The following is a 13,426-nucleotide window of genomic DNA, read 5'->3' on the forward strand; positions in this document are numbered from 1 at the left end:
CGCGCTCCTACCACTTCAACATTCGCCGTTATAAAAAAAGCGCCCATAAAGGGCGCTTTTTCCTTGCAGCAAACGCTTACTGAACGGTCGGGGTCTCGCCCGCTTCCTGCATGCGTTGCAGCTCTTGAGCGTACAGTGCGTCGAAGTTCACCGGCGCCAGCATCAGCGCTGGGAACGAGCCACGGACAACCAGGCTGTCGATGGTTTCGCGCGCGTACGGGAACAGAATGTTCGGGCAGAAGGCGCCAAGGGTGTGGCTCATGGACGCGTCGTCCAGGCCCTTGATCAGGAAGATACCCGCCTGCTGGACTTCCGCGATGAACGCGATTTCGTCGCCGTTCTTCACTTCGACCGACAGGGTCAGAACGACTTCGTAGAAATCGTTTTCCAGCTGCTTCTGGCGAGTGTTCAGGTCCAGGCTCACGCTTGGGGTCCACTCCTGACGGAAGATCGCCGGGCTTTTCGGCGCTTCGAACGACAGGTCGCGAACGTAGATGCGCTGCAGGGAAAACTGTGGAGCTTCTTCGTTGGAAGTGGCGCCGTTATTCGGTTGATCGGTCATCTCAGATCCTTACTTTTGAGGTCTTGTAGGGTTCGAATTCAGGCGCTCAGCAGCGCGTCGAGCTTGCCGGCGCGCTCCAGTGCAAAGAGGTCATCGCAACCGCCGACGTGGACCGAACCGATCCAGATCTGCGGAACCGAGGTACGCCCGGCTTTTTTGGTCATTTCAGCGCGAAGCTGGGGCTTGCCGTCGACCTTGATCTCTTCGAAGTCGACATTCTTGCTCGCCAGCAGGTACTTGGCGCGGGAGCAATAAGGGCAATAATCGCTGGAGTAGACGACGACTTCAGCCATTTCACTTCACCAGCGGCAGGTTGTCAGCACGCCACGACGAAATGCCGCCCGACAGCTTGGCGGCGGTGAAGCCGGCCTTGAGCAGCTCGCGAGCGGTGTGGCCCGCGTGCTGGCCTGCGGCATCGACGATGATGAGGGTCTTGGACTTGTATTTTTCAAGCTCGGAGGTGCGAGTCAGCACCTTGTCCTGAGGGAAGTTCAGCGCGCCGACAATGTGCCCGGTGGCGTAATCCTTCTTGGCCCGTACGTCGATGACAACCGCTTCATCGCGATTGACCAGTGCGGTCAGCTCACCGGTGCTCAGGCTACGGCCGCCTTTGCTAAGCTCCGTTGCAATCAACAGCGCCAGCAGGATGACAAAAGCGCCAGCCAGTAAATAGTGGTTAGTGGCAAATTCAATCAGGTGAGCAACCATCATCAGGTTCCAGGGCGTTAAAATGTCGGCCAGTATACACAGCCCCCAAGGTCGGCCAAAGCCCGTACGGCAGTGACGCCGTTTGAACTTCAACCTAAACTGTCGATCTTTTTTCTACTTCACCTATTTGCCAAGAGTGGGATTCATGACTACCACGCCTAAACCTTTGGTTCTGATCATCCTGGACGGCTTCGGTCACAGCGACAGCCATCACGGCAACGCGGTCTACGAAGCGAAGATGCCGGTCTTCGATCGCCTCTACAAGACCATGCCTAACGGCCTGATCTCCGGTTCCGGCATGGACGTCGGTCTGCCCGACGGGCAGATGGGCAACTCCGAAGTCGGCCACATGAACCTGGGTGCTGGCCGCGTGGTTTATCAGGATTTCACTCGCGTCACCAAAGCGATCCGCGACGGCGAGTTCTTCGAGAACCCGGCCATCTGCACCGCTGTGGACAAGGCCGTTGGCGCAGGCAAGGCGGTTCACATTCTGGGTCTGCTGTCTGACGGAGGCGTCCACAGCCACGAAGACCACCTGGTGGCGATGGTCGAACTGGCTGCCAAGCGTGGCGCCGACAAGATTTATCTGCACGCCTTCCTGGACGGTCGCGATACGCCGCCGCGCAGCGCTCACAAGTACCTCGACACCATGGAAACGGCCTACAAGCGTCTGGGCAAAGGTCGTACGGCCACGATCATTGGCCGTTATTTCGCCATGGACCGTGACAACCGTTGGGACCGCGTCGAATCCGCCTACAACCTGATCGTCGACGGCACATCTGAATTCCAGGCCGAGACCGCCAAGGCCGGGCTGGATGCAGCGTACGGGCGTGACGAGAACGACGAATTCGTCAAAGCCACACGCATCGGCGAGCAGGTCAAAGTCGAGGACGGCGACGCCGTCGTGTTCATGAACTTCCGCGCCGACCGCGCTCGCGAACTGACCCGCGTGTTCGTCGAGGATGACTTCAAAGATTTCGCCCGGGCTCGCCAGCCAAAATTGGCCGGCTTCGTGATGCTGACGCAATACGCCGCGAGCATTCCGGCACCTGCTGCATTCACTAAAGAAGGTCTGCACAACGTGCTCGGCGAGTACCTGTCGAACAACGGCAAGACCCAGCTGCGCATCGCCGAGACCGAGAAATACGCCCATGTGACGTTCTTCTTCTCCGGCGGCCGCGAAGAGCCGTTCCCAGGTGAAGAGCGCATCCTGATTCCTTCTCCGAAGGTTGCCACTTACGACCTGCAGCCGGAAATGAGCGCGCCGGAAGTGACCGACAAGATCGTCGACGCCATCGAAAACCAGCGTTATGACGTGATCGTCGTCAATTACGCGAACGGCGACATGGTTGGCCACAGCGGCATCATGGAGGCCGCAATCAAAGCGGTTGAATGCCTGGACGTGTGCGTGGGTCGCATCACCGAGGCGCTGGAAAAAGTGGGTGGCGAAGCGCTGATCACAGCCGACCACGGCAACGTCGAGCAAATGACCGATGACACGACCGGTCAGGCGCACACCGCGCATACCACCGAGCCGGTGCCATTCGTCTATGTCGGCAAGCGTGACTTGAAAGTCCGTGAAGGCGGTGTGCTGGCGGACGTCGCGCCGACCATGCTGACGTTGCTGGGCATGGACATTCCGAAAGAAATGACCGGCACCTCGATCCTGATCGCCAAGTAAGGCGCCTAGAACCGGCCTGTCAGCGACTGACAGGCCGGTTCTTATAGGTGCAAGCCCCTATATTTGTATGAAATGTCTGAAAGGCTCGTCCACAGAGCGTTTTTTTTGCAGCCACTGGCGGGCATACTAGGCCCGTCTTCACTCCCGGTATCGCCCAACCTCATGCTTCGCGCCCTGATCGCCTTTGCTTTGATTTGTCTGCTCAATCCGGCCTTTGCCGATGACGAGCGCGCACAAACCCAGAAACAGCTGGATGCCACACGTCAGGACATCACCGAGCTGAAGAAGGCCTTGAGCCAGCTGCAGGAAGAAAAGTCCGGCGTCCAGAAAGATCTGCGCTCTACCGAAACCGAAATGGGCAAGCTGGAAAAGCAGGTGGAGGCCCTGCAAAAAGAACTAAAAAAGAGTGAAACCGAGCTTCAACGGCTCGACGGCGAGAAAAAAAAACTCCAGAGCGCCCGCGTTGAACAGCAGCGCCTGATCGCGATTCAAGCCCGCGCGGCCTATCAAAGCGGCCGGCAGGAATACCTCAAGCTGCTGCTGAACCAGCAGAATCCCGAGAAATTTGCCCGCACCCTCACCTATTACGACTACCTGAGCCAGGCGCGCCTGGAGCAGTTGCGCAATTTCAATGAAACCCTGCGTCAGTTGGCGGAGGTCGAGAAAGACATCGACCTGCAGCAGGCACAGCTGCTGGTGCAGAAAAGCTCGCTGGACGACCAGAAATCCCAGCTCGACACGGTCCGCCAGGAGCGTCAGGTCGCCCTCGCCAAGCTGAATCAGGACTACAAGGCACGTGACCAGAAGCTACAGGCACGCCAGCAGGATCAGGCAGACCTGACTAAAGTCCTCAAGACCATCGAAGAAACCCTTGCCCGACAAGCCCGCGAAGCAGAAGAAGCGCGTCAGAAAGCGCTGCTCGCTCAGCAGGAAGCGGAGAAACGCCAGCGCGAACAGGAAGCACTGGCCAAAAGTCGCGGCAAAGACGACAGCGACGAAGCGCCGCGTCGGCCGGTAAAAGCGCCCGGCGCCATGGTTTCCAGCGCAGGGCAGTCCTATGGCGGACCTTTTGAACAAGCAAAAGGAAAACTTCCTTGGCCTGTCGATGGTCGATTGTTGGCGCGCTTCGGCGAAACCCGCGGCGATGACGAGCGGACCAAGTGGGACGGCGTGATGATCAGCGCTGCCGCAGGCAGTCAGGTACACGCTGTGCATGGTGGTCGTGTGGTCTTTGCCGACTGGTTGCGTGGCGCAGGCCTTCTGGTCATTCTCGATCACGGCAACGGTTATTTGAGTTTGTACGGTCACAACCAGAGTCTGTTGAAAGAGGCTGGTGACGTTGTAAAAGCCGGAGAGGCGATCTCCACCGTCGGCAACAGTGGTGGCGGTCAGGACACTCCGGCTCTGTATTTCGCTATTCGTCAGCAGGGTCGCCCTAGTGATCCGGCCCAATGGTGTCGCACTCAAGGATAAGTCGACACCTCACTCAGGAGTTCGTAAGACATGCTGTTTTCGTCCCGCCTCACCTCGCTGGCCCTGACTATCGCCGTGGTTATCGGCGCTCCTCTGGCGCACGCCGCCGGTGCCGCTCCGGCGACAACGCCTGCCGCGTCAGTGCCAGCCAATGCCGCGACCGTCAAGGCCCCGCTGCCGCTCGACGAGCTGCGCACCTTCGCCGAGGTGATGGACCGGATCAAAGCCGCGTACGTCGAGCCGGTGGATGACAAGACCCTGCTGGAAAACGCCATTAAAGGCATGCTCAGCAACCTCGATCCGCACTCCGCTTACCTGGGCCCGGAAGACTTCCAGGAACTGCAGGAAAGCACCAGCGGCGAATTTGGCGGTCTGGGCATCGAAGTGGGTGTCGAGGACGGCTTCATAAAAGTCGTCTCGCCCATCGATGACACACCGGCTTCCAAAGCGGGCATCGAGGCCGGCGACCTGATCGTCAAGATCAACGGCACGCCGACCCAAGGCCAGACCATGCAGGAAGCGGTCGACAAGATGCGCGGCAAGATCGGCGAGAAAATCACCCTGACGCTGGTACGCGATGGCGGCAACCCGTTCGACGTGACGCTGGCGCGCGCCACCATTCAGGTCAAGAGCGTGAAGTCGCAGATGCTTGAGCCGGGCTACGGCTACATCCGCATCACGCAGTTCCAGGTCAAGACCGGCGAAGAAGTCGGCAAGGCGCTGGCCAAGCTGCGCAAGGACAACGGCAAGAAGATGAACGGCCTGATTCTGGACCTGCGCAACAACCCGGGTGGTGTGTTGCAGGCGGCCGTCGAAGTGGCCGACCATTTCCTGACAAAGGGCCTGATCGTCTACACCAAGGGCCGCATCGCCAATTCCGAACTGCGCTTCTCGGCCGATCCGGCCGACGCCAGCGAAGGCGCGCCTCTGGTGGTGCTGATCAACGGTGGCAGTGCCTCGGCGTCCGAAATCGTCGCCGGCGCATTGCAGGATCAGAAACGCGGCATCCTGATGGGCACCGATTCGTTCGGCAAAGGCTCGGTGCAGACCGTGCTGCCGCTGGCCAACGATCGCGCGCTGAAGATCACCACTGCGCTGTACTACACGCCAAATGGCCGTTCGATTCAGGCGCAGGGCATCAACCCGGACATCGAAGTCAAACGCGCCAAGGTCACGGCCGAAGCCGACGGCGACAACTACAAAGAGGCCGACCTGCTTGGCCACCTGGGCAACGGCAACGGCGGCGCGGACAAACCGACCACCAAGGCCAAGGCTGGCAAGGCGCGTCCGCAGGACGACGATTACCAGTTGAATCAGGCCCTCAGTCTGCTCAAGGGATTGAGTGTCACACGCGGCAATTGATATGCGCCTCTGGCTGACCGGGCTCTTCTGCGCCCTTGCTGTCATGACGGGCGTCGCGCAGGCGACGTCCGCCGAAGCCTCCGCAACCGACGGCAAAAAGCCGAAGGTCGCGTACCTCAGCCTGATCATTGACGATCTCGGACAAAGCCCGGAGAAAGACAGCCGAGCGCTGGCCCTCCCCGGCCCGGTGACGCTGGCGATCATGCCGGACACGCCGCACGCCACCGACTTCGCGCGTCAGGCGCACAAAGCCGGCAAGACGGTCATGCTGCATATGCCGATGGATCCGGCCACCGGGCCGTATGCGTGGCGTCCCGATCTTGCGCTGCCTGAACTCGAGTCGCGGCTGAACGCGGCCCTGCTGAAAGTGCCGTATGCCGCAGGCATCAACAACCACGAGGGCAGCCGCATGACCGCCGAGCCGGTGGCGATGAGCTGGCTGGTTGGCGAACTGCAGCGCCGGCATCTGTTTCTGGTCGACAGCCGCACCAGCGCAAAGACAGTCGCCGCCGCCGAGGCACAGAAGATCGGTCTGGCAAGCGTCTCGCGCGATGTCTTCCTGGACGATGAACGCACTGCCGAAGCCATCAGCACTCAGCTACAGACTGCGATCAAGCTGGCACACAAGCAGGGCTCTGCCGTGATGATCGGCCATCCGTATCCTGTGACGATGGACGTGCTCGAGCGCGAACTGCCCAAGCTCAAGGCTCAGGGCATCGACTGGATCGAACTGCGCCACATGATCAGCATCCGGGGCAATCAGGCGATGACCGGGCACGGCAAGAACGGCGTGTACCGCTGACCCGCCGCTTTACCTTCCTTGAAATGGCAGCGCTCGCTGGCGCCAGCCGACCCGCTACGTTCGTCGGTTCTCTCGTCTGCGAGTGACCCGATACCTTCCTCAGTCCAGGCTCAGTTATGTCGTAAGTCCTTGTATGCGGAAGCATCCGGGTGATCGTCGTATTTCTGGCACCATCAAACACGCTATCGAAACAGCCTCCGATTCAGGTCATTAATTTGACAGAAACCGGCGCTGCTTTATGTTGGATCTCGAATGGATGCAGCGCCCCGTATTGGAGTGCCACCCCCGATCCACCCTTACTTCGATCAAGGCGCTCATGAATCCGACTCTCGCCCAACCCGATCGCGTATTGAAATACCGGCCTGAAATCGATGGGCTGCGTACGGTAGCCGTGCTCCCGGTGATCCTGTTTCACGCAGGCTTCACGTTCTTCTCCGGCGGCTTTGTCGGTGTCGATATTTTCTTCGTGATCTCGGGCTATCTGATTACGTCCATCCTGGCGGCGGAGATCGCGCAGGGGCATTTTTCCATTCTCAAATTCTACGAGCGACGGGCACGGCGGATTTTACCTGCGCTGTTCTTCGTGATCATCGCCACGCTGCCGTTCGCACTGGCCTGGATGCTCGACAGCGACCTTCAGAACCTGGGACGCAGCATCATGTCGGTGGCAGTGTTTGCGTCCAATCTGTTCTTCTGGCGCAACACCGACTACTTCGACCCCGCGGCGGGCGAACAACCTTTGCTGCATACGTGGAGCCTGGCCGTCGAGGAGCAGTACTACATCTTCTTTCCGCTGTTCCTGCTGCTGGCCTGGAAACTCAAGAAGCCGGGCCTGACGCTGTTCATTCTGTGCATCACTTGCGTGTCGCTGGCGCTGGCCGAATGGGGGGCGACATACCATCCGGCGATCAATTTCTACCTGCTGCCAACCCGTGCGTGGGAGTTGCTGGCAGGCTCGCTGACGGCGATGGTGCTGTTCCGCACCTCCGGCGTCGCAGCACCCGCAGCGGGGTTCAACCCTTACAAGGCAGCGCTGGCAATCATCGGTGTTGCCATGGTGCTGTATTCGATCTTCGGCTTCGAAGAAACCACGCCCTTCCCCAGCCTCTACACCGTCATTCCCGTGCTGGGCACCTGCCTGATCATTCTGTTCGCCTCGCCGCAATGCGTGACCGGCAAGGTGCTGTCGCTCAAGCCGATGGTCTGGATCGGCCTGCTCTCGTACAGCGCCTATCTGTGGCACCAGCCGATTTTCGCGCTGTATCGCCTGTCGCCGCTGCAGTTCTCGAACTACGACGAGGCGATCTTCCCGCTGCTGATCATCGCTGTGTTCGTGCTGGCGTGGATCAGCTGGAAATACATCGAAGCGCCGTTTCGCTACAAGAACAGGATTTCCCAGGCTGGCGTGTTCAAGTGGGCCGTGGCCAGCATCGTGCTGCTGCTGGCGATCGGCGGGACGCTGAACACGGTGTTCAAACCGCAGGTCGACCCCATGGCCGTAAATGTGCAGGACTGCGATGGCTACGATTCGGGCGGGTCGGAACTGGTCTGCAAGAAGATCGGCACGGGCAGCCGGCTGGTGGTGTTGTTCGGCGACTCGCACGTCCTGCCGCTGGTGGATGCATTCAGCGAAGACGCGGGCATGACGTACATGTTCGTCTCGATTCCCGGCTGCCCGCCGCTGGTTGGGCTTGAGCGCTACGACGGCATCGGCAACAGTTCCAACTGCGACAAGCCGGGACAGCTTGCGCGGTATGCCGAACAAGTCGCCAATCTGCAGCCGGAGAAGATCATTCTGGTCGGCCGCTGGACGCTGTACATGCATGGCTGGCAAAAGAAAAACGTTCTGCAGAAGAAGCATCACCTTCTGCAGCTTGAAACAGGCGAGCAAGGCCTGACGCCGCAACAGGTCGTCGCACGAGGCGTCGATTCGACGGTGAAGTTCTTCACCCGTACAACCCCCGAAAGCAAGCTGTTCATTCTGGAGCAAGTGCCCGATATACAGATGTTCGGTCACGTCAAAGCGGTGGTCAGCGCACTGGGCGACAACGTGCCCAGAACGGCTATCGACGCCTGGGACGCAGGGGAAATGGCGATGCTCGATCAAGAAACCAACGACGGTCAGCTCCAGGTCATCCGCACCAAGCAGTATTTCTGCAACGCAACCAGCTGTGAGATCGGCAAGGACAAGAGCTTCTATTATCTGGACGACAACCACCTGAGCGCTTCGGGCGCGAAGCTGTTGAGCGAGCCGTTGAAGATGGCGATTGCCGAGTGATGCCTGAAGGCTCCGTCAGCTGGCGTCGACGCCGCTGACGGAGCGCTCGTCAGAGGTACTTGCCGAGAATGCTGTCGACCATGCCTTCTTTGCGCAGCTGATCGAGTGCCGCCTGCAGCCTGGCGACGACGTCATCGGGGGTGTCTTTGTTGAGCGCCAGAAACAATTCCGCGCTGTTGAAACGCAGCACCGTTTTCAGGCCGGTCACCCCTTCCTGACGGGCCAGATAACGTCCTGCCGGATCGCCCGTGGCCCAGAGATCGATCTGACCCTCGACCAGCTTTTTGGCGTTGTCCTTGTCACTGAGCACCGTAATCGGGTTCATGCCCTGACGGTCCAGCTCTTCGGCGATGGCATCGCCTTTGTAAGCGCCGATTTTGTATTGCCGCGCCTCGTCCAGCGAGGACAGCTGGATCGGGCTGTCCGCGCGCGCGAGCATGATCCAGTCATCGGGGCCGATCGGGCCGACCCATTTGAAGAGCTTCTCGCGCTCAGGCAGACGCGCCGTCACGAACACGCCGTAACCGGGCTTTTCCAGGGCGAGCTTGTAGATTCGATCCCACGGGAATCGCAGGGTCATGTTGTAGCCGATGCCGGCCCGCTTGAAGGTTTCGCGCACGATCTCGACGGCGATGCCCTTGATATTGCTTTCCTGGGCGAAATTCTTGCCGTCGGTCGCCATGTTGTAAGGCGGGAAGTTTTCGGTGAGAAGCACCATTGAATAACCCGGCGCATCGTCTGCACGGGCAGTTCCTGACAGCAATGCAGCCACGCTGATCAGCGCAAGAAAAACACCTTTGAACATATCCCTGGCACCCGATCCTGACGACGGCAAGAGAGTGCCGTTAACCTCGGGCGTTGTCCAGTTCGGGAATGGGTGTGGTCGCTTTCAGGACAGAGGTGTCTCGAAGCGTCTGGGGCGGGGTTTCAGCGCTTTGATGGTTCGCACGTCGGCGTTGATCGTGCCCGCGCTCCGCGTGGGAATGCAGGGCAGCACGCTTCGCGTCCCTGTGGCGCAGAGCGTCACGTAAGTCACTCCCACGCAGAGCGTGGGAGCGATCATTCACTGACAGGCACAAACTCCCGCGGCTATCAGCGAACCACGATGCCTTGCCTGGCCATGAACGCTTTCGCTTCCGGCACGGTGTATTCGCCAAAGTGAAAAATACTTGCGGCCAGCACGGCGCTCGCGTGCCCCTCGATCACGCCGTCAGCCAGATGTTGCAAATTGCCCACGCCACCCGAAGCGATCACCGGAATGCCCAGCGCGTCGCTGATGGCGCGCGTGACGCCCAGATCGAAGCCGTTTTTCATGCCGTCCTGATCCATGCTGGTCAGCAGGATTTCACCGGCACCCAGACCTTCCATCTTTTTCGCCCACATGACCGCATCCAGCCCGGTCGGCTTGCGACCGCCGTGGGTGAATATTTCCCAGCGCGGCTCCTCGCCCGGCGCGGACACCTTCTTGGCATCGATGGCAACGACGATGCACTGAGAACCGAAACGCGCAGCCGCCTCGCCGACGAATTCAGGGTTGAACACCGCCGCGGTGTTGATCGACACCTTGTCGGCGCCGGCGTTGAGCAAGTTGCGAATGTCTTGAACGCTACGCACGCCGCCACCGACGGTCAGCGGGATGAACACCTGGCTGGCCATGCGTTCGACGGTGTGCAGCGTGGTGTCACGACCATCGACACTGGCGGTGATGTCGAGAAACGTAATTTCATCGGCACCCTGCTCGTCATAACGACGGGCGATCTCCACCGGATCACCGGCGTCGCGGATGTTCTCGAACTTCACGCCCTTGACCACGCGGCCGTTATCGACGTCGAGGCAAGGGATGATGCGCTTGGCGAGGGCCATGGCCTAATCTCCGAAAGTTTGGACACCTGCAGGAGCGCGCTTGCCCACGATGGCGGCGTGTCAGTCCCGGATGTGCGACTGCTACAACGTCATCGCGGGCAAGCGCGCTCCTACAGATCAGATCGAGTACTGATCACAGAACGCCTGGGCTTCAGCCACATCCAGCGTGCCTTCGTAGATCGCGCGGCCGGTAATGGCGCCGATGATGCCCGGTGCCTTTGCGTCGAGCAGCGCCTTGATGTCGCCCAGGTTGTGAATCCCGCCGGACGCAATGACCGGGATCTTCGTGGCCGCCGCCAGCGCGGCCGTGAAGGGGACGTTGCAGCCCTGCATCATGCCGTCTTTGGCGATGTCGGTATAAACGATGGCCGAGACGCCGTCCGCTTCAAAACGTTTGGCCAGGTCGATCACCTGAACCGAGCTGACTTCCGCCCAGCCATCGGTGGCGACGAAGCCGTCTTTAGCGTCCAGACCGACGATCACTTTGCCGGGGAAGGCGCGGCACGCCTCGGCGACGAACTCAGGCTCTTTGACCGCCTTGGTGCCGATGATCACGTAGCTCACGCCCGCCTTGACGTAGTGCTCGATGGTCTCCAGCGAGCGAATGCCGCCGCCGATCTGGATCGGCAGGTTCGGGTAGCGCTTGGCGATGGCGGTAACCACATCACCGTTGACCGGCTGACCTTCGAACGCGCCGTTCAGGTCGACCAGATGCAAACGGCGGCAACCGCCTTCGACCCACTTGGCAGCCATGCTCACCGGATCGTCGGAAAACACCGTGGAATCTTCCATGCGGCCTTGGCGAAGGCGCACACAGGCACCGTCTTTGAGGTCGATAGCGGGGATAATCAGCATGCTTTTTCCTTCGTCAAAAGAGCTGCGAGCTGCGAGCTGAAAGCTGCCAGCAGGCGCGCGTCAATCATTGTTGCAGCTTGCGTGTCGAAGCTGCTCTCAGTTCTTTTCCAACGCCCAGACGTCGCTTTCAATGCTTTCGAAGCGCTCTTTCAAATGCGCCTGCACATCGAAAATCGCCCGGTTGTAGTAATGCGGCGCAATTTCGCGAGTGAACAATTCCAGGATTTCAGCCGCTTCGAATGAACCCAGGTCCAGTTCGAAGCGGTCCTCCATGAAGCGCTTGATCTTGTGGCACGCCTCACTCTCCTGCTCGGAAGTGAGGGTCAGGATCGGCGCCTTGTTCTTCTTGCTCATTACCAGCGGCCATCCCACGCGGCGAAGTTCTGCAGCAATTGCAGGCCATGGGTGTGGCTCTTCTCCGGGTGGAACTGCACCGCAAAGCGCGAGCCATCGGCCAGCGCCGCAGCGAAATCACGACCGTAATGACCGCGCCCGACGATCTGCCGCGGGTTAGGCGAGTCGATGTAGTAGCTGTGCACGAAATAGAATCGCGCCTGATCCGGAATGCTGTGCCACAGCGGGTGATCCACTGCCTGCGTCACTTCGTTCCAGCCCATGTGCGGGACTTTCAGGTGCTGGCCGTCTTCGTGAAGGTCCTTGCCGAAGAAGCGCACCTGACCTGGAAACACGCCGATGCAGTCCACGCCGTCGTTTTCTTCACTGCGATCCATCAGCGCCTGCATGCCGACGCAGATGCCCAGAAACGGACGATCCTGGCTGACTTCACGCACCAGCGCGTCGAACCCCAGACGGCGGATCTCAGCCATGCAGTCGCGGATCGCGCCAACGCCGGGGAACACCACGCGGTCGGCCTCACGGATGACGTCGGCATCGCTGGTGATCAGCACCCGTCCGGCGCCAACGTGCTCCAGCGCCTTGGCCACGGAGTGCAGATTGCCCATGCCGTAGTCGATTACTGCAACGGTCTGCATTACAAAACGCCCTTGGTCGAAGGCATCTGGCCGGCCATGCGGTCGTCCAGTTCAACCGCCATGCGCAGCGCGCGGCCGAACGCCTTGAAGACGGTTTCGATCTGGTGATGAGTGTTGTGGCCGCGCAGGTTGTCGATGTGCAGGGTGACGTTGGCGTGGTTGACGAAGCCCTGGAAGAATTCCTGGAACAGGTCCACGTCGAAGCCGCCGACCGTGGCACGGGTATAAGGCACGTGCATCTGCAGGCCGGGACGACCGGAGAAGTCGATGACCACGCGCGACAGCGCTTCATCCAGCGGGACGTAGGCGTGACCGTAACGACGGATGCCCTTTTTGTCGCCGATGGCTTTGCTGAAGGCCTGACCCAGGGTGATACCGACGTCTTCCACGGTGTGGTGGTCGTCGATGTGCAGGTCGCCCTTGCTCTCGATATCCAGATCGATCAGCCCGTGACGGGCGATCTGGTCGAGCATGTGTTCAAGAAAAGGAACGCCGATATCGAATCGGGCCTTTCCGGTGCCATCCAGGTTGATCGAGGCTTTGATCTGAGTTTCCAGGGTGTCGCGCTCGACGAACGCCTTACGTTCGGCCATCACCAGCTCCGCAAAATCATTGGGCGAAAAGGCGGACATTATAGGCGTGTGGCGGGGAAACAGAAACACGAAGGGTGAGATCACTGACGGGCTGAATCCAGCGCCGCGAGCGTTAGACATGTGCATACAGGCACATGCAAGCGACCTCAAAACAAATGTGGGAGCGAGCTTGCTCGCGAATGGGCCCGCTCATTCAACATCTCTGTCGATTGTCGGACCACTTTCGCGAGCAAGCTCGCTCCCACAGATTTTGCGTC

Annotated in this window: 14 protein-coding genes; 5 read left to right on the forward strand and 9 right to left on the reverse strand. The window is 60.0% G+C overall.

Annotation, left to right across the window (positions count from 1 at the left end):
- Positions 1-76 precede the first annotated feature (76 nt).
- Genes secB through AAGQ88_RS25245 form a run of 3 tightly spaced genes read right to left on the reverse strand, consistent with a single transcriptional unit; the run spans position 77 to position 1,270 of the window.
- A complete protein-coding gene (gene secB, locus AAGQ88_RS25235) occupies positions 77-562 on the reverse strand; it encodes a protein-export chaperone SecB (protein WP_093465722.1) in 486 nt (161 codons plus the stop codon).
- Positions 563-600: 38 nt separating this feature from the next.
- Complete coding sequence (gene grxC, locus AAGQ88_RS25240) at positions 601-855, reverse strand: glutaredoxin 3 (protein WP_093465724.1); 255 nt, start codon at positions 853-855, stop codon at positions 601-603.
- Between the two features lies 1 nt (position 856).
- Positions 857-1,270, reverse strand: coding sequence for a rhodanese-like domain-containing protein (locus AAGQ88_RS25245; protein WP_093465726.1), 414 nt, complete (start codon positions 1,268-1,270; stop codon positions 857-859).
- A 145-nt stretch (positions 1,271-1,415) separates the two neighbouring features.
- On the opposite strand from AAGQ88_RS25245, the gene gpmI reads away from it, so the two are divergent.
- From gpmI to AAGQ88_RS25270, 5 genes are all read left to right on the forward strand, one after another.
- A complete protein-coding gene (gene gpmI, locus AAGQ88_RS25250; RefSeq protein ID WP_285425297.1) occupies positions 1,416-2,951 on the forward strand; it encodes a 2,3-bisphosphoglycerate-independent phosphoglycerate mutase in 1,536 nt (511 codons plus the stop codon).
- 162 nt (positions 2,952-3,113) lie between these two features.
- Positions 3,114-4,424: a murein hydrolase activator EnvC gene (locus AAGQ88_RS25255; protein ID WP_342653921.1), complete on the forward strand. Its 1,311-nt coding sequence runs from the start codon at positions 3,114-3,116 to the stop codon at positions 4,422-4,424.
- 30 nt (positions 4,425-4,454) lie between these two features.
- Positions 4,455-5,786, forward strand: coding sequence for a S41 family peptidase (locus tag AAGQ88_RS25260; protein WP_342653922.1), 1,332 nt, complete (start codon positions 4,455-4,457; stop codon positions 5,784-5,786).
- A 1-nt stretch (position 5,787) separates the two neighbouring features.
- Positions 5,788-6,588, forward strand: coding sequence for a divergent polysaccharide deacetylase family protein (locus tag AAGQ88_RS25265; protein ID WP_342653923.1), 801 nt, complete (start codon positions 5,788-5,790; stop codon positions 6,586-6,588).
- Positions 6,589-6,904: 316 nt separating this feature from the next.
- Complete coding sequence (locus AAGQ88_RS25270) at positions 6,905-8,866, forward strand: acyltransferase family protein (protein WP_342653924.1); 1,962 nt, start codon at positions 6,905-6,907, stop codon at positions 8,864-8,866.
- A gap of 49 nt (positions 8,867-8,915) precedes the next feature.
- Here the strand turns inward: AAGQ88_RS25270 and AAGQ88_RS25275 are convergent, their stop codons facing one another.
- The 6 genes from AAGQ88_RS25275 to hisB form a co-directional block, all read right to left on the reverse strand.
- Entirely contained in the window at positions 8,916-9,671 is a 756-nt protein-coding gene (locus AAGQ88_RS25275; RefSeq protein ID WP_285425292.1) for an ABC transporter substrate-binding protein, read from the reverse strand.
- A gap of 287 nt (positions 9,672-9,958) precedes the next feature.
- Entirely contained in the window at positions 9,959-10,729 is a 771-nt protein-coding gene (gene hisF / locus AAGQ88_RS25280; protein ID WP_342653925.1) for an imidazole glycerol phosphate synthase subunit HisF, read from the reverse strand.
- Between the two features lie 117 nt (positions 10,730-10,846).
- Positions 10,847-11,584, reverse strand: coding sequence for a 1-(5-phosphoribosyl)-5-[(5-phosphoribosylamino)methylideneamino]imidazole-4-carboxamide isomerase (gene hisA, locus AAGQ88_RS25285; protein WP_342653926.1), 738 nt, complete (start codon positions 11,582-11,584; stop codon positions 10,847-10,849).
- A gap of 96 nt (positions 11,585-11,680) precedes the next feature.
- Positions 11,681-11,938, reverse strand: a complete 258-nt coding sequence (locus AAGQ88_RS25290) for a DUF2164 domain-containing protein (protein WP_342653927.1) — start codon at positions 11,936-11,938, stop codon at positions 11,681-11,683.
- On the reverse strand, positions 11,938-12,576 hold the full coding sequence (gene hisH, locus AAGQ88_RS25295; RefSeq protein ID WP_285425288.1) for an imidazole glycerol phosphate synthase subunit HisH: 639 nt from the start codon (positions 12,574-12,576) through the stop codon (positions 11,938-11,940). The genes AAGQ88_RS25290 and hisH overlap by 1 nt, the downstream gene beginning before the upstream one ends.
- Positions 12,576-13,169 carry an imidazoleglycerol-phosphate dehydratase HisB gene (hisB, locus tag AAGQ88_RS25300; protein ID WP_062379429.1) on the reverse strand — a complete coding sequence of 198 codons (594 nt, stop codon included), beginning with the start codon at positions 13,167-13,169 and terminating at the stop codon, positions 12,576-12,578. The genes hisH and hisB overlap by 1 nt, the downstream gene beginning before the upstream one ends.
- Between the last annotated feature and the right edge of the window lie 257 nt (positions 13,170-13,426).

The sequence above is a fragment of the Pseudomonas sp. F3-2 genome, from assembly GCF_038804275.1.
Taxonomy (GTDB): Bacteria; Pseudomonadota; Gammaproteobacteria; order Pseudomonadales; family Pseudomonadaceae; genus Aquipseudomonas.